This window comes from Dyella sp. AD56 (genome assembly GCF_002878475.1).
In the GTDB taxonomy this organism is placed as follows: domain Bacteria; phylum Pseudomonadota; class Gammaproteobacteria; order Xanthomonadales; family Rhodanobacteraceae; genus Dyella.
Window position 1 is genome coordinate 123,399 of the sequence record NZ_NRDP01000033.1, and the last position, 18,050, is coordinate 141,448.

At 62.7% G+C, this 18,050-nt stretch carries 17 protein-coding genes; 8 read left to right on the forward strand and 9 right to left on the reverse strand.

From position 1 onward, the window contains the following. Positions 1-93 precede the first annotated feature (93 nt). Together DyAD56_RS20575 and infA are read left to right on the forward strand one after the other, a co-directional pair. A complete protein-coding gene (locus DyAD56_RS20575; protein ID WP_102304696.1) occupies positions 94-369 on the forward strand; it encodes a polyhydroxyalkanoic acid system family protein in 276 nt (91 codons plus the stop codon). A 291-nt stretch (positions 370-660) separates the two neighbouring features. Then, on the forward strand, positions 661-879 hold the full coding sequence (gene infA, locus DyAD56_RS20580) for a translation initiation factor IF-1 (RefSeq protein ID WP_019466733.1): 219 nt from the start codon (positions 661-663) through the stop codon (positions 877-879). A gap of 248 nt (positions 880-1,127) precedes the next feature. On the opposite strand, the gene DyAD56_RS20585 is transcribed toward infA, so the two are convergent. From DyAD56_RS20585 to clpS, 3 genes are all read right to left on the reverse strand, one after another. Continuing rightward, positions 1,128-1,562 (reverse strand): ESPR domain-containing protein, encoded by a 435-nt coding sequence (locus tag DyAD56_RS20585; RefSeq protein WP_102304697.1) that lies wholly within the window; start codon positions 1,560-1,562, stop codon positions 1,128-1,130. Between the two features lie 348 nt (positions 1,563-1,910). After that, complete coding sequence (gene clpA, locus DyAD56_RS20590) at positions 1,911-4,178, reverse strand: ATP-dependent Clp protease ATP-binding subunit ClpA (protein ID WP_102304698.1); 2,268 nt, start codon at positions 4,176-4,178, stop codon at positions 1,911-1,913. A gap of 61 nt (positions 4,179-4,239) precedes the next feature. After that, a complete protein-coding gene (gene clpS / locus DyAD56_RS20595) occupies positions 4,240-4,566 on the reverse strand; it encodes an ATP-dependent Clp protease adapter ClpS (RefSeq protein ID WP_102304699.1) in 327 nt (108 codons plus the stop codon). A 131-nt stretch (positions 4,567-4,697) separates the two neighbouring features. Between clpS and DyAD56_RS20600 the strand changes: the two genes are divergently transcribed. The 3 genes from DyAD56_RS20600 to hflD are packed head-to-tail and all read left to right on the forward strand — an operon-like array spanning position 4,698 to position 6,959. Beyond that, positions 4,698-5,189 carry an NUDIX hydrolase gene (locus DyAD56_RS20600; protein ID WP_102304700.1) on the forward strand — a complete coding sequence of 164 codons (492 nt, stop codon included), beginning with the start codon at positions 4,698-4,700 and terminating at the stop codon, positions 5,187-5,189. Next, the gene (gene mnmA / locus DyAD56_RS20605; protein ID WP_102304701.1) at positions 5,186-6,325 is read left to right on the forward strand and encodes a tRNA 2-thiouridine(34) synthase MnmA; all 1,140 of its coding nucleotides are present in this window, start codon (positions 5,186-5,188) and stop codon (positions 6,323-6,325) included. The genes DyAD56_RS20600 and mnmA overlap by 4 nt, the downstream gene beginning before the upstream one ends. 10 nt (positions 6,326-6,335) lie before the next feature. Next, a complete protein-coding gene (gene hflD / locus DyAD56_RS20610) occupies positions 6,336-6,959 on the forward strand; it encodes a high frequency lysogenization protein HflD (protein WP_102304783.1) in 624 nt (207 codons plus the stop codon). A 30-nt stretch (positions 6,960-6,989) separates the two neighbouring features. On the opposite strand, the gene DyAD56_RS20615 is transcribed toward hflD, so the two are convergent. Next, positions 6,990-8,312, reverse strand: coding sequence for an MFS transporter (locus DyAD56_RS20615; protein WP_102304702.1), 1,323 nt, complete (start codon positions 8,310-8,312; stop codon positions 6,990-6,992). A gap of 238 nt (positions 8,313-8,550) precedes the next feature. Between DyAD56_RS20615 and aqpZ the strand changes: the two genes are divergently transcribed. Then, positions 8,551-9,285 carry an aquaporin Z gene (gene aqpZ / locus DyAD56_RS20620; RefSeq protein WP_199179066.1) on the forward strand — a complete coding sequence of 245 codons (735 nt, stop codon included), beginning with the start codon at positions 8,551-8,553 and terminating at the stop codon, positions 9,283-9,285. Between the two features lie 82 nt (positions 9,286-9,367). Here aqpZ and DyAD56_RS20625 read toward each other — a convergent pair whose 3' ends face one another. The 4 genes from DyAD56_RS20625 to rnk all read right to left on the reverse strand — a co-directional run bounded on the left by DyAD56_RS20625 (position 9,368) and on the right by rnk (position 13,631). Next, a complete protein-coding gene (locus DyAD56_RS20625; protein ID WP_199179067.1) occupies positions 9,368-9,763 on the reverse strand; it encodes a VOC family protein in 396 nt (131 codons plus the stop codon). A gap of 4 nt (positions 9,764-9,767) precedes the next feature. Continuing rightward, entirely contained in the window at positions 9,768-10,724 is a 957-nt protein-coding gene (gene epmA, locus DyAD56_RS20630) for an EF-P lysine aminoacylase EpmA (RefSeq protein WP_102304703.1), read from the reverse strand. Beyond that, positions 10,721-13,111 (reverse strand): NAD-dependent DNA ligase LigA, encoded by a 2,391-nt coding sequence (gene ligA / locus DyAD56_RS20635; RefSeq protein WP_102304704.1) that lies wholly within the window; start codon positions 13,109-13,111, stop codon positions 10,721-10,723. The genes epmA and ligA overlap by 4 nt, the downstream gene beginning before the upstream one ends. 109 nt (positions 13,112-13,220) lie before the next feature. Further along, a complete protein-coding gene (rnk, locus tag DyAD56_RS20640; RefSeq protein ID WP_102304705.1) occupies positions 13,221-13,631 on the reverse strand; it encodes a nucleoside diphosphate kinase regulator in 411 nt (136 codons plus the stop codon). Between the two features lie 241 nt (positions 13,632-13,872). Between rnk and DyAD56_RS20645 the strand changes: the two genes are divergently transcribed. Beyond that, positions 13,873-15,354, forward strand: a complete 1,482-nt coding sequence (locus DyAD56_RS20645) for an MFS transporter (RefSeq protein ID WP_102304706.1) — start codon at positions 13,873-13,875, stop codon at positions 15,352-15,354. A gap of 79 nt (positions 15,355-15,433) precedes the next feature. Then, entirely contained in the window at positions 15,434-16,630 is a 1,197-nt protein-coding gene (locus tag DyAD56_RS20650) for a cation:proton antiporter (RefSeq protein ID WP_102304707.1), read from the forward strand. A gap of 2 nt (positions 16,631-16,632) precedes the next feature. Here DyAD56_RS20650 and DyAD56_RS20655 read toward each other — a convergent pair whose 3' ends face one another. After that, on the reverse strand, positions 16,633-18,048 hold the full coding sequence (locus DyAD56_RS20655; protein WP_102304708.1) for a deoxyribodipyrimidine photo-lyase: 1,416 nt from the start codon (positions 18,046-18,048) through the stop codon (positions 16,633-16,635). Between the last annotated feature and the right edge of the window lie 2 nt (positions 18,049-18,050).

Sequence of the window (18,050 nt, forward strand, 5' to 3'; positions counted from 1 at the left end):
ATTAAGTGCTGGTTTTAGGCAATAGGACGGCAGTCAGCCTACGATCGGCCATCTGACATACCATGCCCGTTTCGCCTCCAGAGGAACCCGTCCATGCCCAAGATCGATATCCACCGCCCGCACCAGCTCTCCGTGGCCGAGGCTCGTGCGGTGGTCGACAAAGTGGCGGCGCGCATGCAGGAAAAGTTCGGCATGGAGGGACAGTGGCAAGGCGACACGCTGCGCTTCGCTCGCCCGGGCGTGAACGGCAGCATTGCCGTGGGCAGTGATGCCATCCAGGTGACTGCCGAGCTCGGCATGATGCTCGCGCCGTTGAAGGGGATGGTCGAGCAGGAGATCCGTCGCAAGCTCGACGAGCACTTCGGCTGATGACGGTTCAACCCCACGGCATGCCCAGCTTCAGTGAGCACAGGCCGTGGGGCGCACCGGGTACAGATATGAGTCGAAATAAGCGATACCTGGCTTTGATATCAATACGTTGGCTCGCCCGGGCCGGCCTGTATCCCGGCGAGGGACCTCCCCGAAAGGCAGCCATGACCCGGCGCTGAAAAGCGCCACTGATGCCCGGGCTGAATAGAAGAAGAGCATCCCGGGAACTTCCGTGGCATAATCGACGGCTTGCGCGGCCATGACGGCTGCCCCCTGCCCTCACCGGAACGCATGGCCAAAGACGACGTCATCGAAATGGAAGGCACGGTCCAGGAGACCCTGCCCAACACCATGTTCCGCGTGCAGCTGGAAAACGGCCACGTCATCACGGCCCATATTTCCGGCCGCATGCGCAAGCATTACATCCGCATCCTCACCGGCGACAAAGTGAAGGTGGAGATGACTCCGTACGACCTGACCAAGGGCCGTATCACCTACCGCATGAAGTAATCCTGCCCTGTGGAGCCCGCGTTGAACGCGGAGCGGCCCACAAGGCAACGATGAAACCGATGCTCCGAAGGTCGCGCACAGAGTGCGCTTCTGCAGGAGAAAAAAGGCCGCATATTGCGGCCTTTTTTTGTTCCCGTGACGGGCCCTGGATGCCTGCTCAAAACGTCCATTCTCGCCATTCGTCATCCACGTGAAAGCCAGGGGCGCTTCACGACAGCCGGAGGCTGCACATCTGGACATGCGGCACATTAGTGCTGAATGGCAAGCATCCGACAAACTCGCCGTGATGACGGGCGCAGCACAATGGCATCTGCCGTAGCTCCAAAGACCAAGGTAGAGAGACCACGATACGTTCGGGCATACAAGGCATAGACCTGCGCAGCGTTATCAGTCGCCGCGTTGGTACCGTCCCACCATCCGGGCACTGGCGTACAGTTGTTGGCGACGCCATTGGCGCTGTCGAGCGATTTGGCCGTACCACCGTTGGTGCTGCAAAAACCCGATGCCATCGCTGCGCTAGGCCATAGCGAAACGACGCTGATGCCCATACCGATAGCGAATAGACCTGCGCCTATTTTGCTCACACTCGCCGAGCCGGACTTTTTGCGGCCCGTGGCCATTTCGGAGGCGACGACCCAACGGCACGTAGTGACGTTCCAAACAATGCGGTAAATCTTGTTCATGCGAATACCCAGGCAGTGATGACATAGAGCGAGGAAAGGCCCTCGCTTTCATGGCCCGGAAGGTTAGGTATTCGTCGGATGAATCAACATCAGAGGCATCTCAAAAAGCCGCAAACATAGGCTTTTTTTCTTATTCGAAGAACTCTCATTTACTTCACGAGAAAGAAGTGAATGGCTCTCAACGCAAGCCGCAAACATAGTTTTGTTACTTACTCGAAAAATCTCATTTACTTCACCAGAGAGAAGTGAATGGCTTTCAACGCAAGCCGCAGACGAACAATGGACAATAAAAAAGGGCGCCCTTGGGCGCCCTTTTTTTTGTGGCTATTGCGAGAAGTGTCGCGGCGGTCAGTTAACCGTGGCGGGCAACTTTTCCGCCGCTTCTGTGGTTACGGTCAGCTCGCCCTCGTTCACGCCCAGACGCACCTTGCCACCGTCGGCCAACTTGCCGAATAGCAGCTCGTCGGCCAGCGGACGCTTCACCTTTTCCTGGATCACACGTGCCATGGGACGTGCGCCCATCTGCGGGTCAAAGCCATGCTCGGCCAGCCAGCGGCGGGCATCGGCATCGACATCCAGGCTCACGTGTTTCTCGGTGAGCTGGGCTTCCAGTTCGATCAGGAACTTGTCCACCACGCGCAGGATGTGATCGAAATCCAGTGCATTGAACTGGATGATCGCGTCCAGGCGGTTGCGGAATTCCGGCGTGAAGCTGCGGCGGATCACTTCCATGGCATCCATGGAGTGGTTCTGCTTGACGAAGCCGATGCCGCGACGCGAGGCCTGCTGCGCACCCGCGTTGGTGGTCATCACCACCACCACGTTCTTGAAGTTGGCTTCGCGGCCGTTGGTATCGGTAAGCACGCCGCGATCCATCACCTGCAGCAGGATGTTGAACACATCCGGATGTGCCTTCTCGATTTCGTCCAGCAGCAGCACCGCGTGCGGATGCTTGGTGACCGCTTCCGTAAGCAGGCCGCCCTGATCAAAGCCGACGTAACCCGGAGGTGCGCCGACCAGACGCGAGACCGAATGCGCTTCCATGTACTCGGACATGTCAAAGCGGATCATCTCGATGCCCAATTGCATGGCCAACTGCTTGGTGACTTCCGTTTTGCCCACACCGGTGGGGCCGGCGAGCAGGAAGCAACCGATCGGCTTGGATGGGTCGGCCAAGCCCGAACGCGCCATCTTGATGGAGGCGGCAAGCGCTTCGATGGCTGCATCCTGGCCGAACACCACCATCTTGAGATTGCGCTCCAGGTTCTTCAGCACGTCGCGATCCGACGCCGACACCTGCTTGGCGGGGATACGCGCCATCTTGGCGACGATGTACTCGACCTCGGGTACGTCCACCTTGCCCGTGCGCTGGTCGGCCGGCAGCAGGCGCTGGCGGGCGCCAGCCTCGTCGATCACGTCGATGGCCTTGTCGGGCAGCAGGCGGTCGGGGATGTGCTTCACCGACAGATCCACAGCCGCCTTCAGGGCCTCGCTGGTATAGGTAACGTTGTGGTGTTCCTCGAAGCGCGAGCGCAGCCCCTTGAGGATCTCAAGGCTATCGGCCACGGTCGGTTCGACCACGTCGATTTTCTGGAAGCGACGGGCCAGCGCGCGGTCCTTCTCGAAGATGCCGCGGAATTCCTGGAACGTGGTGGAACCGATGCAACGCAACTCGCCCGAGGCCAGCATGGGCTTGATCAGGTTGCTTGCGTCCATGGTGCCGCCCGACGCAGAACCCGCACCGATGATCGTATGGATCTCGTCGATGAACAGGACGGCGCCCGGCTGCTTCTTGAGCTGGCCGATGACCGCCTTCAGGCGCTTCTCGAAATCGCCGCGATATTTGGTGCCAGCCACCAGCGCACCCAGGTCGAGCGACCAAATGGTGGCGTTTTCCAGCACTTCCGGCACGTCGCCGTCCACGATGCGCTTGGCGAGGCCTTCGGCCAGTGCCGTCTTGCCCACGCCCGCCTCACCCACGTAGAGCGGGTTGTTCTTGCGGCGACGGCAAAGCACCTGGATGGTGCGTTCAATTTCGTCCTGGCGGCCGATCAGCGGATCGATCTTGCCTTCCAGCGCCAGTTCGTTGAGGTTGCTGGCGTATTCGCTGAGCGGATTGCCCTTGGGCTCGCCGTCTTCCGATTCGCGCTCGGAGCCGGGCATGCTCTGCGACGGCTCGTCGCCGATCTTGGCGATGCCATGCGAAATGTAGTTGACCACGTCGAGACGGGTGATTTCCTGCTGGTGCAGGAAGTACACCGCGTGGGAATCCTTCTCGCCGAAGATCGCCACCAGCACGTTGGCGCCGGTGACTTCCTTACGACCCGAGGACTGCACGTGGTACACCGCGCGCTGCAGCACGCGCTGGAAGCCCAGCGTGGGCTGGGTATCACGTTCGTCCCCGTGCGGCAGTACCGGTACGGTTTCGGCAATGATCTTTTCCAGCTCGCGCGTGAGGCGCGGCAGGTCGACGCCGCAGGCACGCAGAGCGCCCAAGGCCGACTGGTTTTCGGTAAGTGCGAGCAGCAGGTGTTCCACCGTCATGAATTCATGACGCTGCTCGCGGGCCTGCTTGTAGCACTGGCCGATGGTGACTTCGAGATCCTTGCTGAACATCCGGACCTACTCCGCTATGTGGCACGGCGGCAATGCCGCGATGGCACCAAAATGGGGTCGTTTAGAGCTTTTCCATAGTGCACAACAAAGGGTGTTGATGGGCACGTGAATATTCGTTCACTTGGGTCACCTTGGTTTCAGCAACCTCCCGGGTAAACACCCCGCAGACTCCCTTTCCGCGTGTATGGACGTGCAGCATGACCTGCACCGCCCGTTCCTGATCCAGGCTGAAGAAGCTCCGCAGCACGTCGACCACGAAATCCATCGGCGTGAAATCGTCGTTCAACAGCACCACTTGAAAGAGTGGCGGCCGAGCCACCTCCGGGCGGGAGGTTTCAAGCGCCAGACCGTGACCATTACCTTGTTCGTGTTCGGGTTCGTGAGCCATGGTTCTACGTTAAATTTCCTTGGGGGAAGTATACCGCCCAGGCCCTGCGGGCATCGTCAAAGGCAGATCGCCTTCAGGTAATGGCACAATGACGGCTTTTCCAGTGCCGCATTCGCCGCCATATGTCCTCAATGGCCGATCCCGCCCCTATTCCCCTGCAAGTCTGGTGCCCACACGTGACCGTGGCCTGCGTGGTTGCCGATGGTGACCGCTTCCTCATGGTCGAAGAGGAGGTGAACGGCCGCGTTGCCTATAACCAGCCGGCTGGCCACCTGGATGACAACGAGAGTCTGGCCACTGCGGCCGTGCGCGAAACGCTGGAGGAAACCGGCTGGACCGTGGCGCTGGATCACCTGCTCGGCGTGCACCAGTGGCGCAGCACCGAGCACGGCGACGGCGTCATTCGCTTCAGTTTCGCTGCCCGTGCGATCGGCCACGATCCGGCGCGGCGTCTGGATGACGGCATTCGCCGTGCCCTGTGGCTCACTCGCGACGAAATAGTGGCACTAGGTGACCAATTGCGCAGTCCGCTGGTGCTGATGAGCATCGATGCCTGGCTGGCTGGTCAGCGCTATCCATTGGCGCTGCTGCAGAGCCTGCTCGCTGAGGACCGTTACCCGTGAAAGTGATGCTGGGTATTTCCGGTGGCGTGGACTCTTCGGTCGCGGCGTTGCTCCTGCAACAGGCGGGGTACGCGGTGGAAGGCCTGTTCATGCAGAACTGGGAAGAAGACGACCGTGACGGCCCCTGCACCACCGACGTCGACCGCAAGGATGCCGTGGCCGTGTGCGGGCGACTGGGTATTCCCTTCCATGCGCGCAATTTCGCCGCCGAGTACTGGGACGGCGTGTTCGAGCACTTCCTTGCCGAATACCGCGCAGGCCGCACGCCGAATCCAGACGTGCTGTGCAATCGCGAGATCAAGTTCAAGACCTTCCTGGACGAGGCGCGCTTGCTGGGGGCCGACAAGATCGCTACCGGCCATTACGCCCGCGTCGACTTCCACGAGGGCCAATATCGCTTGCTGCGGGCGGTCGACGCATCCAAGGATCAGACCTATTTCCTGCACGCCCTTGGTCAGCGGCAGCTAGCGGCCACGCTGTTCCCGGTCGGCGAGATCGAAAAGCCACAGGTGCGCCAGATGGCCCTGGATGCCGCGCTGCCGACGCATGCCAAGAAGGACTCCACCGGTATCTGCTTTATTGGCGAGCGCGATTTTCGCGGCTTCCTGTCCCAGTACATCCCGGCTCAACCAGGCCCCATGCGCACGCCTGGCGGCGAAACCGTGGGCGAGCACCAGGGCGTGATGTATTACACGCTGGGCCAGCGCAATGGCTTGGGCATCGGCGGCCGCCACGGCGCCAGTGGGGAGGCCTGGTATGTGGTTGGCAAGGACGTCCCCCGCAACGTGCTATACGTGGCACAGGGCGGCGAAAACGATTGGCTATACTCGCGCCGCCTGCATGCCGAGCCGCCCAGCTGGGTGGCTGGCCAGCCACCCGCGCAGCGCTTCCGCTGCACGGCCAAGACCCGCTATCGCCAGCCCGACCAAGCCTGCGAAGTGTTCCTGCTGGACGACGGCCTGGAGGTGGTGTTCGACGAACCACAGCGTGCCGTCACCCCTGGCCAATCGGTGGTTTTCTACGACGGCGAGGCCTGTCTGGGTGGCGCCGTGATCGACCGCACCGACGCTCCCTTCGGCGGCTGGAATGATGCCGCCTCCCTTCCCACCACGTGTGAGTTCCTATCCGGTGTTTGACGCTTTTGCCATGAACGAAGAACGCGTGCTGGCCTTGGCAGGTCTGTTCCAGGCCACCACGCTCGCCCAGCAACTGGCCAATGACGGCCGCTGCGATGACATCGCCATGGCGGCGAGCATGGCTAGCGTGTTCCGTATCGATGCACCATCCGTGGTGGGCGTTTATGGCGACGTAGCCGCCGTGCGACTGGGTCTGCGCCAACTGATCACCTTGCTGGACGAGAGCAACCGCGATGTCGCGGTGACGCGCATGGCCTTCACCGTCATGCGCCTGGAGCGCAGCCTGTCCCGTCACAGCGACCTGCTGGACCGCCTGCAACAGGGTGTCGTTGCCGCACAACGACAGGTCGAGCACTTTGGCCCGGACTCCCCGCAGGTGGTCAAACGCCTGGCCGAGCTCTACGCCAATACGCTGTCCACACTGAAGCCCCGTGTGATGGTCACCGGAAATCCGCAGCAGCTCCAGCAACCGGCTGTTGTGGAAAAGGTGCGAACCAATCTGCTGGCCGCTGTGCGCTCCGCCGTGTTGTGGCGTCAGGTGGGCGGGCGTCAGTGGCAAATGCTGCTCTACCGCAAGCAGTGCAGCATGCTGGCCCGTGGCCTGCTGACCGGCTCGACCATCAACAACGCCTGACGGTCCCCGGTCATACGGGGCGCTGCTGACTCAATCTGTCAGCTCGCCCCTGCCCCGGCCGTTCCCGAGCAACCAGAGCGCCGCCAGCACGCTGACCACGGCGGTGATGGCGACGTAGTGGGCCGGCGCCATGCGCCCGGCCCGTTCGGCCAGGTAGCCAATCAAGGTGGCCGTGCTCGCCCCAAACACGGCGTAGGCGACGTTGTAGGCAAAGGAAAGGCCGGAATAGCGGATCGGCGCGGGAAACGCGGCCACCATGATCGTCGGCACCACCGCCACCGTACCTACCAGGAAGCCTGTGAGCGCATAGAGCGGCAGGAAATGCGCGCCGCCGGCGGCCAGATCGCCGAACAGCCCGTAGGTCACGGCCACCAGGGCAACCGAACCGAGCAATAAGGCCCAGGCGGCGCCGATGCGATCGACCAGCCAGCCGAAGGCGATACAGCCCACGCCCAGACTGAAGGCCGCGATGCTGTTGCCGAGAAAAGCCACATCGGGCGCCATGCCGAACGATTTCTGCACCAGGTTCGGCAGCATCAGGATCAGCACCAGAATCGCGGCGGTAAGCATCCAGGTTACGGCCATCGAAAGCACCACGCTGCCGCCATGACTGGCCAACACGTTGCGTAGAGGCAACTCGCGGCTAAGCGCCTTGCGCTCGCGCAATTGGGCAAACACCGGGGTTTCGCTCAACCAGCGACGCAACCACACAGCGATAAAGCCAAATACACCGCCCAACAGGAACGGTGCACGCCAGCCCCAGGCCAGTATTTCCGCTGGCGTCAGGTGGTGATTGATCCATGCTGCGGTGAGCGAGCCGATCAGGATGCCGACCGTGAGGCCAGAGGTCAGGCAGGCGCAGGCAAAACCCACGCGACCACGCGGCGCGTGCTCGGCCACAAATACCCAGGCGCCTGGCACCTCGCCGCCGATAGCCACGCCCTGCACCACGCGCATGATCAGCAGTAGCAATGGAGCGAGCAATCCAACGCTGGCGTAGACCGGCAGCAAGCCGATCGCGAGCGTGGGCAGCGCCATCAGGAACACGCTGAGCGTGAACATCCGCTTGCGTCCTTGCCTGTCGCCGAAATGCGCCATCACGATGCCGCCGAGCGGGCGGGCGAGATAGCCCGCCGCGAAAATGCCGTAGACCTGCAATTGCGCCAGCCAGGGCGCCGTGTTCGGCGGAAAGAACAAGTGGCTCAGTGGCAGCGCGAAGAACACGAAGACCACGAAGTCGTAGAACTCCAACGCGCCGCCCAGGGACGCCAGAAACAACGTCTGGATGTCACGCGCACCCAGGCGGCGGTCGGGAGATACCAGTGCAGCGGTGGTCGGCAAGGCTTGCGTCATCGGTGGTCCCGCAAAGGCAGATAAGTGCGACGGGGCAGCATATAGCCAGACAATTCCGATTCAAATGCATCGGCCTAGCCACTAGCATGCGCCGCGATCGCAACCCGGCCGGACAGTTTTGCTAGCCTAGGGACACCTGGGCCCAGCACTAGCAGCCTGTTTCAACTCGGGATGGTCGTGAAAGTCACGCAGGGACGCCGCCCAGGCCACCCCCTGAAAATCTGGCAAGGAGATCCTCATGAGTATGGGCAAGCGTTTGGGAGCGGAGTTCTTCGGTACGTTCTGGTTGGTGTTCGGTGGCTGCGGTAGCGCGATCTTCGCTGCGGCCTATCCTGATCTGGGCATTGGTTTTGCGGGCGTCGCCCTCGCCTTCGGCCTGACCGTCGTGACCATGGCCTACGCCGTGGGCCACATTTCTGGTGGTCACTTCAACCCCGCAGTAACCCTTGGCCTGTGTGCCGGCGGACGCTTTCCCGCCAAGGACGTGGTGCCCTACTGGATAGCCCAGGTCATCGGCGGCCTTGTGGCCGGCGCCGTGCTTTACCTTATCGCCAGTGGCAAGCCGGGTTTTGAAGCCGTGGCGGGCTTTGCCTCTAACGGCTATGGCGATCATTCGCCCAGCGCCATCTGGGAAAACGGTTCGCTGGTGAAAACGGGCTATTCGCTGCAAGCGTGCATCGTTGCGGAGTTCGTACTGACCGCGTTCTTCCTCATCGTGATCAACGGCACCACCCACAAGCTGGCACCCACGGGCTTCGCCCCGCTGGCCATCGGCCTCACCCTGACGCTTATCCATCTGATCAGCATCCCGATTACCAATACCTCGGTGAATCCCGCGCGCAGCACGGCGGTGGCGATGTTCCAGGGAACCTGGGCGATCCAGCAGCTTTGGATGTTCTGGGTGATTCCGCTGATCGGCGGTGCAGTGGGCGGACTGATCTATCGACACCTGCTCGACTCACGCGAAAGCTGAGCGCATCCCGCTTCACCTAAGAAGAACCCGGCCGCTCGTGAGAGCCGCCGGGTTCTTCTTTTTCAGGCCCGGTCGCGAAGCGTCACGCTTCGTATAGTTCGATGGGCAAACCGTCCGGATCAGCAAAGAAGGTAAAGCGCCGATCGGTGAATTCGTCCACGCGCACCGGTTCACACGTAACGCCACGTGCTTGCAACGTGGCGATCACCGCATCGACATCGGGCACGGCGAACGCCAGATGGCGTAGGCCCTGAGCCTCCGGCCGGGACGGGCGACTCGGCGGCGAAGGAAACGAGAAAAGCTCCAGGCTGACCCCGGGCGAGACTTCCAGGTCGAGCTTCCACGAATCGCGCTCCGCCCGGTAAACCTCGCGGATGATGCGAAAACCTAGCGTCTCGCTATAGAAGGCCTTCGACCGAGCGTAGTCCGAGCAGATCAGCGCCACGTGATGGATCGCGGGCAACAAGGTAGATGCCATCCGCTCAGGCCTCCGAAAACGGGTACGTCAGCACATCAGCGATGGCATCCGTGCCGATCAGGCACATCAGCAGGCGCTCGATGCCCAGTGCCACGCCCGCGCAATCGGGCATGGCATCGAGCGTCTCGATCAGACGCTCGTCCATCGGCACGACGGGTTGCCCGCGCGAACGACGCACCTCGTTGTCACGTTCGAAACGACGACGCTGCTCGGCGGCATCGTTGAGCTCGTGGTAGCCATTCGCCAGCTCGTAGCGCCCCAAGAACAACTCGAAGCGCTCGGCCAGCGGTGGATCACCCGGCCGTACCTTCGCCAGCGCGCATTGCGACGCCGGATAGTCGTGGATCACGGTAATGCGGTTGGCCGGGAACAAGGGCTGCAGCCGATGCGTGATGAGCAGGTCGAGCCAATCATCGCGCGTGAGGCCATCCGGGTTGATGTTGAACTCGTCGAGCGGGAGCCGCAGCTGGTCGATGGGTGCATGCGCCGGATCGATGCCAAGTTCGTCAATGAACAGCTGCCGATAGCCTTCGATCCATACTTCCGCGCGCGTGCCCATCATGGCGAGCGCCGCTTCGACCAGCGCGATGGTCTCCTCCATCAGCTGGCGATGATCCCAGCCGACGCGGTACCACTCCAGCATGGTGAACTCGGGATTGTGGCGACCACCCGCCTCGCCATTGCGAAACACCCGGCCGAGTTCGTAGCAGTCGCCCACACCAGCGGCCAGCAGGCGCTTCAACGGATACTCCGGTGACGTGCGCATCCAGCGCACGCGTGCGCCGGCATCCACGTGCCCGCTGAAGCTCGTGCTGAAACTTTCGATGTTCGGATCGGTGTTGCCGGCCGCGGAAAGGATCGGCGTTTCCACCTCGAGCACGCTGCGTTCCGCAAAAAACGTGCGGATCAGCGCGTACACGCGTGCGCGCAGATGCAGGCGACCGGCCATATGCAGGTTCATGCACCGCCCTCGTGCGTGGCGAGCAATTCGATCAGGCGTGCCTCGTCCCACACCTCCACACCCAGTTCCTGCGCCTTGTCGAGCTTGGAGCCTGCGGCCTCACCGGCCACCACGAAACTGGTCTTCTTAGATACCGAACCGGCGACCTTGGCACCCAAGGCCTCCAGGCGCTCCTTGGCCTCGTCGCGGCTAAGCGAGGTGAGCGTTCCGGTCAGCACGATGGTCTGGCCATCCAACGGCGCGGCGACGGCTTTGGTCGATTTCGGAATCGCATCGAGCAATTCCCACATCGCCACATCCGCCTCGCGCAATTGCTGGAGGCTCGCCTTGTCGTGGAGGAATGCCTCCAGATTGGTCGACGCCGCCGAGGGCAGGCCCGCGGTGACCCAGTGCGCAGGGCCGGCGGCGATGAGCTTGTCCAACGAGGGGAAATGGTTGGCCAGCAACTTGGTGCTCTTCGGCCCGAGCTTGCTGATGCCCACCATATCCAGCAGCACCGCCAGGTCGAGGCGCTGGTGCAACTTGGCCGAAGGATGGGTTTCGTCGGAGAACACGATGCCGGACGCCAGCAACGCATCGACGACCTTCTGGTTACCCTCCTGCGCAAAGAAGCCGGCAGTCGAGCGCGCCACTTCGTCGCCGATGTCTGGTAACACACGCAACACCGCTGCCGGCATGCGACGGATCATGGCCAGGCTACCCAGCCACGCAGCCAGCGTTTTGGCCGTGCTTTCGCCGATATGCATGATGCCGAGTCCAAACAGGAAGCGTGGCAGCGTGGTGCGCTTACTCGCCTCGATAGCCTCGATCAGATTCTCGGCCCACTTGGTGGCCACCTTGCCCTGCTTTACCGTCTCGGGCGTGGTGCCATCGCGCTCGTCTGCGCGCCGCTTCATCTCCAGGAAGTCGTCAAGCGTCAACGTGTAGAGATCGGCGGGCGTATGCACGTAACCGAAATCCACCAAGGCATCGACAAAACGCTCGCCAATACCTTCGATGTCCATCGCGCGCCTCGCGGCAAAGTGGATCAGGGCTTCCTTGCGCTGCGCCGGACAAACCAGACCACCGGAGCAACGCCAGGCCGCCTCGCCTTCTTCGCGCAGCAGTGCCGAGCCGCACACCGGGCAGTGTGTGGGCATATGCCATGGGTGGGTATGGGCGGGACGCAGGTCCGGCATGATGCGCACGACCTCGGGGATCACGTCGCCCGCGCGCCGCACCACCACCGTATCGCCCACCCGCACATCCAGGCGGGCCACTTGATCGGCGTTGTGCAACGTCGCGTTGGTCACCGTGACGCCAGCGACCTGCACGGGTTTCAGGCGCGCCACGGGCGTGGCCGCACCGGTGCGCCCGATCTGGATCTCGATCGCCTCGACCGTCGTGGTCTGTTCCTGTGCAGGGAACTTGTGCGCGATGGCCCAGCGGGGTGCACGCGAGACGAACCCCATCGCGCGCTGGCCTTCGTAGTCGTCCAGCTTGTAGACCACGCCGTCGATGTCGTACGGAAGCTTGTCGCGCTTGGCACCGATGCGGCGGTAGTAGGCAAGGAGCCCCTCAAAGCCCTTCGCCGTATCCACTTCCGGCGACACCGGAAAACCCCAGTCACGGAGCTTCGCCAGCGTCGTCGAATGCGTGGCGGGCAACTCACCGCCCTGCACTTCGCCCACTGCGTAGGCGAAGAAACTCAGCTTGCGCCGGGCCGTAATAGCGGGATCGAGCTGGCGCAGCGAACCGGCCGCGCCATTGCGCGGATTGGCCAGCGTCTTCTCGTCATGCGCCCGGGCATGCGCGTTGAACGCCTCGAAATCCTTGTGCAGCATGATCACTTCGCCACGCACTTCGAGCACACGCGGCCAGCCTTCGCCACGTAGCCGCAGCGGGATCGCACGTACCGTGCGCAGGTTCGCGGTGACGTCCTCACCGGTCTCACCGTCGCCGCGCGTGGCGCCCTGCACGAATACGCCGTTCTCATAGCGGAGGCTGATGGCCAGCCCATCGAGTTTGGGCTCCACCGAAAACACGGGGGCGCGGCGGTCCAGCGTTTGCTCGATGCGCCGTTCGAACTCGGCTACTTCACGGAAACGCTCGCGATCGCCCTCGCCCTCCTGCTCGAACGCGTTGTTGAGCGAAAGCATGGGGATGGCGTGCCGCACCTCGGCGAAACCGCCTTGCGCGCGCGCGCCGACGCGCCGCGTGGGCGAGTCAGGTGTGGCTAACTCAGGATGGGTCTGCTCAAGCGCTTCCAGTTCCCGCATGGCGCGGTCGTACTCGGCGTCCGTCATTTCGGGATCGTCGAGTACGTGATAGCGGTAATTGGCGCGCTCGATCTTCTCGCGCAGTTCGGCGGCCTTGGTGCGCCAGTCGTGGGCCGGGCTCTGACTCATGCGGGTATCCTCATGAGCGGAAGTTTACCGAGTCCCAGCGGATTTCGGCCTATAAACCAGCCCATCGCGTCCACGATGTGAAGAACACGTGGACGCGAGTGCGCGTCAATCAGCGATGCAGATCGCCGGATGCTTCGGGCTGGTACTCGATCTCCAGCACGCGCAACTGGCGGCGGCGACCATCCGGCGTGGGCCACTCGATAGGCTGGCCGACCTTCAGGCCCAGCAAGGCGCTGCCGACAGGCGCCAGGATCGACACCGTACCCGGCACACCCGCCCCCGAGGGGTAGACAAGGCTGATCGTCAGTTCGTCCCCGGAATCGTCGTCTTTGAAGGTGACGACCGAGTTCATGGTGACGACATCTGCCGGGATGTCCGCCGGCTCCAGCACGTCCGCCCGGTCCAGTTCGCCGCGCAGCGCCTCGTACTGCGCGGCTTGTGTCGGCGGCATACGCTCCAGCAACGCTTCGATGCGCTGCAGATCCAGCGAAGAAATGATGATGGCGGGCTTGCTGCTCATGGGGACTCCTGTCGTCCGAACGGGGTGATGCATTGACCATAGGGGTTCGCAAAAGACGACGCGCCGGGACGATGCCGCCCCGGCGCGCTCATTCCTTCGCTGTTTGTCGTTCATCCGTGCAAGTCGGGCCGCCGCGCGATTGACATCATCCGCACAGCCAAACGTCAAAGATGAAACTGAGCCGACTTTGGACGCGGCGACCCACAAAAGCAAGTTGCCATAGCAGTTATCATAGACAGAGATGCCCGAGAATTTAGCCGCCACCGAGACCAACCTTCCTGTTACGCCTCCCGGCGAGGAAGCAGCGGTTCCGGCACCGCCCACGGAATCTTCACAAGACCGTTATCGTGGGCTCATTTGGCTGGTGGCCGCCGCCTTCTTCATGCAGGCTCTGGACTCGACCATCGTCAACACGGCCGTGCCGGCGATGGCCGAAGCGCTCAACGTCACCCCACTAGGTATGCGCACCGCGCTCACCAGCTACGTGCTGACTCTGGCCATTTTCATTCCCGCCAGTCCATGGCTGTGCGACCGTTTCGGCACGCGGCGCATCTTCGCCGCTGCCATCGCCACGTTCACCATCGGCTCGCTGTTGTGCGGCCTCGCGCAAACGTTGCCGCAACTTGTCGCGGCACGCGTGCTGCAGGGCCTGGGTGGTGCAGCGCTTATGCCGGTCGGTCGTTATGTGCTCGTGCGCAGCATCGACAAGCGCGAGTTCGTAAGAGCCATGAGCACGGTGGCCACGGTGGGGTGCTCTCGCGTAGGCTCGGTGCTGGGTCCACTGCTCGGCGGCGCGTTGGCTCAATACACCTCCTGGCGCCTGATCTTCCTTATCAATGTGCCCGTGGGTGTGGTGGGCATGTGGATGAATCGCCGCGACATGCCCGATTACCGGCTGGACGACGTCCATCCGTTTGACCTGATGGGCTTCCTGCTGTTCGCCGCCGCCTCCGCCATGTTGCTCACGGCCGCGGAAGTCGCCAGCGGTGGCGGTGGCCAATGGATGCGCATCGCCATCTATGGCGTGCTCGCCATCGTGTTCGGCGCGACGTATGTGTGGCACAGCCGCCGCACCGACCACCCTGTGGCGGATCTCAACCTGTTGCGTGTGCGTAGCGTGTGGGTATCGCTGGCCGGCAACCTGTTCACACGCCTGGGCGTATCGGGCATGTTCCTGCTGCTGGTGCTGTTCCTGCAGGTCGGCTGCGGCTGGTCGCCGCTGATGGCCGGCCTGATGATGGTGCCGCAGGCATTAGGTTCGATCACGGCCAAGTGGGGCATCAACCGCTTACTGCAACGCTTCGGTTATCGGCGACTGCTGTTTACCAACACCTTGATCGTCGGCGCGCTACTGGGGTCGTTCGCACTACTCGGAAAGGGTTCGCCGATGTGGGTGATCGCCTTGATGGTGTATGTCTACGGTGGCTTCATGGGCATGCAGTACACGGCCATGAACACGCTGATCTACAACGACCTGGATGTGAAGTTCGCCTCGCAGGCCTCGTCGATGGCATCGACGGCGCAATACCTGTCTATGAGCTTCGGCATTGCGCTGGCCTCGCTATTGATGGAAGCACTGCTGCAAGGCCATGCTCACGACGACTACATCCCCGCCTTCCGCTGGACCGTGCTGCTGCTTGCCATCGTGACGGCCACCGCAAGCTGGGTATTCAGTTGCTTGAAGAATGAAAGCCCCATGCGTTCGGGACGAGCCGCCGAATAGGGCCTGTTAACGCTATGGGGCGTGCCGCGCGTCAAGCATGTAGCATGCAACGGACCTGACACGGAGGCCGCCTCTTTCCATGCACCACGCCAGCGACATCCTGCTCACACTCTTCATCGTCTTCCTCGCCGCGCAGATCGGCAGCGAGATCGCGCAACGACTGAAGTTGCCCGGCGTCGTGGGCGAGATTGCAGCGGGCTGCGTGGTCGGTCCCTCCCTGCTGGGCTGGATCACTCCGGATCAGGTCGCCGCGGGCACGCCGCTGGACGTGCTCTCGGAGATCGGCGTTGTGCTGTTGCTGTTCTCCGTAGGCCTGGAAACCCGCCTCGAAGACCTGAAGAAAGTCGGCAAGGTGGCCTTTCTCGTCGGCGTGCTGGGCGTGCTGGTGCCATTCGGCATGGGTGGCGTGTGGGCACATGCGAGCGGATTCGACTGGAGCCGATCGCTGTTCATCGCCGCTGCTTTCGTCGCGACCTCGGCCGGCATCACGGCACGCGTGCTGCAGGAATTGGGTGCGCTACAGCGCACCGAAAGCAAGGTGATCCTGGGCGCGGCCGTCATCGACGACATCCTCGCCATGCTGCTGCTTGGTGTCGTGGTATCGGTCCAGGGCGGCGAAGGGATCGACGTGACGCACCTGATCGCCGTGCTCGCGGGCGCCATCGGCTTTATCGCCATCATCGGCATTGGCGGTGCACGCATGATGCGCTGGAACTCCAGCTGGCTCGATAAGCCGCAGAGCCCGCATTCGGCGCTCGCCATCGTGCTGGCGCTGTGCCTGGGTCTGGCCTACGTGTCCACGCTATTTGGGCTGGCCGCCATCATTGGCGCCTTCCTTGCCGGCATGATCGCGTCGGAAACGCGCCAGCAGCATACGCTGGAGAAACAGACGCAGCCTTTGCTCGCGCTGCTCACGCCGTTCTTCTTCGTCATCACCGGCAGCAAGATCGACCTGCATCAACTTATGAATGCGGACGCGGCCATCATGCTACTGGTCGTCACCGTGATCGCCATCGCATCAAAACTGATTGGTGGCTTCCTCGGCTCGCTATCGCTCGGCGCGCGCAGCGCAACCATGGTGGGGTTCGGCATGGTGCCGCGTGGCGAGGTCGGCGTGGTGATCGCGAGCCTGGGTTTGACCGCAGGCGTTTTCAGCGACCGCATCTACGCCATCATCGTGGCCATGTCCTTGCTCACCGCGATGGTGACGCCGCCCGTGCTCGCCTGGATGTTACGGCGCGACAAAGGCACCGCGGCTACCGACGAGACAGTGTGAGGCTACGCGTTCCGCATACGCTGATAGGCGTCCAGCGCCGACTGGCGCGTCCCGCCAAGGTCGACCATGGGCGCGGGGTAACCGCTGCGTTTTAGCAGTCCGGCGTCCTTCCATGGTTCGTGCAATAGCGGCAGTGGTGCCGAGGACAGTTCGGGCAACCAACGACGGAGGTAATGCCCTTCCGGGTCGAACTTCTGCGCCTGCGTCACCGGATTGAACACGCGGAAATAAGGTGCGGCGTCAGCACCACTACCCGCCACCCACTGCCAACCCATGGTGTTGTTGGCGAGATCGGCATCGACCAGTGTGTCCCAGAACCAACGGGCACCGTGGCGCCAATGCTGTCGGAGGTTCTTAGTCAGAAAGCTGGCGACGATCATACGCACGCGGTTGTGCATCCATCCCGTATGCCAAAGCTCGCGCATGCCGGCATCCACTAGTGGAATGCCCGTGCGACCCCGCTGCCAGCGCTCGAGCGCGACGTCGTCATCAGCCCACGAAAACCGATTGAACCGGTCGTTGAAGTTCTCGGTGGGCGTTCCGGGAAAGTGATACAGCAGGTGATGCGCAAATTCGCGCCAGCCCAGCTCGCGCAGATACGGCTCGATGTCCGGTCGTCGACGTGTGTCGGTGGCGGCCACCTGTTCCGTCAGCCGATAGTGAATCTGCCGAGGCGATATCTCGCCGAAATGAAGGTGCGGAGACAGCCTCGATGTGCCGTGCCGCGCGGGCAAATCACGCGCTTTCGCATAGTCGCTGATGGCATCGTCCAGGAAGATGTCCACGAGCTCCTGCGCTCCTGCTTCTCCCGGCTGCCATGCGTCCTGCAGACCGGTATCCCAGGGAATCCCGGGAGGCAGCCCGAGTGCATCGAGCGGCAACCCTCCATCGATATCCACACCACGCAATGACGAAGCGACCGGCAACGGTCTCGGCGTATCGAGACGCTGACGCAGATTCTTCCAGAACGGCGTAAAGACGCGATAAGGCTCGCCCTGCTTCGTTTCGATCTGCCAGGGCTCGTACCAGAGCGAACCACCGAAGCTGTGTGCCTCGATGCCTTGCTCACGCAGCGCAGCCTTGACGGCGCTGTCACGTGCGATGGCTGCCGGCTCGTAGCATCGGTTCCAAAAAACCGCGGTGGCGCCCGTGCGCTCGATCAGGTCGCGAAGCACCGGCAGGCTGTCGCCCTGCGCCAGATGCAAGGCATTGCCATGACCGCGCAGTTGCGCGTCAAGGCGGGAGAGCGAGTGATGCAGCCACCACCGACTCGCGGCGCCTGCTGGCCACGGATCGTCCTCGTGTGGCGCATGAATGTAGACAGGGACGATCCGCTCGAACGCCTCGCAGGCGGCGCTCAATGCGGGGTGATCCGCAAGGCGAAGGTCGCGGCGGAACCAGACGATGGCAGTGCTCATCG

What these genes read in the sequence shown, in the direction of transcription:
- DyAD56_RS20575 (WP_102304696.1), top strand. Translation starts at nt 94, where the DNA reads ATGCCCAAGATCGATATCCACCGCCCGCACCAGCTCTCCGTGGCCGAG.
- infA (WP_019466733.1), top strand. Translation starts at nt 661, where the DNA reads ATGGCCAAAGACGACGTCATCGAAATGGAAGGCACGGTCCAGGAGACC.
- DyAD56_RS20585 (WP_102304697.1), bottom strand. Translation starts at nt 1,562, where the DNA reads ATGAACAAGATTTACCGCATTGTTTGGAACGTCACTACGTGCCGTTGG.
- clpA (WP_102304698.1), bottom strand. Translation starts at nt 4,178, where the DNA reads ATGTTCAGCAAGGATCTCGAAGTCACCATCGGCCAGTGCTACAAGCAG.
- clpS (WP_102304699.1), bottom strand. Translation starts at nt 4,566, where the DNA reads ATGGCTCACGAACCCGAACACGAACAAGGTAATGGTCACGGTCTGGCG.
- DyAD56_RS20600 (WP_102304700.1), top strand. Translation starts at nt 4,698, where the DNA reads ATGGCCGATCCCGCCCCTATTCCCCTGCAAGTCTGGTGCCCACACGTG.
- hflD (WP_102304783.1), top strand. Translation starts at nt 6,336, where the DNA reads ATGAACGAAGAACGCGTGCTGGCCTTGGCAGGTCTGTTCCAGGCCACC.
- DyAD56_RS20615 (WP_102304702.1), bottom strand. Translation starts at nt 8,312, where the DNA reads ATGACGCAAGCCTTGCCGACCACCGCTGCACTGGTATCTCCCGACCGC.
- aqpZ (WP_199179066.1), top strand. Translation starts at nt 8,551, where the DNA reads ATGAGTATGGGCAAGCGTTTGGGAGCGGAGTTCTTCGGTACGTTCTGG.
- DyAD56_RS20625 (WP_199179067.1), bottom strand. Translation starts at nt 9,763, where the DNA reads ATGGCATCTACCTTGTTGCCCGCGATCCATCACGTGGCGCTGATCTGC.
- epmA (WP_102304703.1), bottom strand. Translation starts at nt 10,724, where the DNA reads ATGAACCTGCATATGGCCGGTCGCCTGCATCTGCGCGCACGCGTGTAC.
- ligA (WP_102304704.1), bottom strand. Translation starts at nt 13,111, where the DNA reads ATGAGTCAGAGCCCGGCCCACGACTGGCGCACCAAGGCCGCCGAACTG.
- rnk (WP_102304705.1), bottom strand. Translation starts at nt 13,631, where the DNA reads ATGAGCAGCAAGCCCGCCATCATCATTTCTTCGCTGGATCTGCAGCGC.
- DyAD56_RS20645 (WP_102304706.1), top strand. Translation starts at nt 13,873, where the DNA reads ATGCCCGAGAATTTAGCCGCCACCGAGACCAACCTTCCTGTTACGCCT.
- DyAD56_RS20650 (WP_102304707.1), top strand. Translation starts at nt 15,434, where the DNA reads ATGCACCACGCCAGCGACATCCTGCTCACACTCTTCATCGTCTTCCTC.
- DyAD56_RS20655 (WP_102304708.1), bottom strand. Translation starts at nt 18,048, where the DNA reads ATGAGCACTGCCATCGTCTGGTTCCGCCGCGACCTTCGCCTTGCGGAT.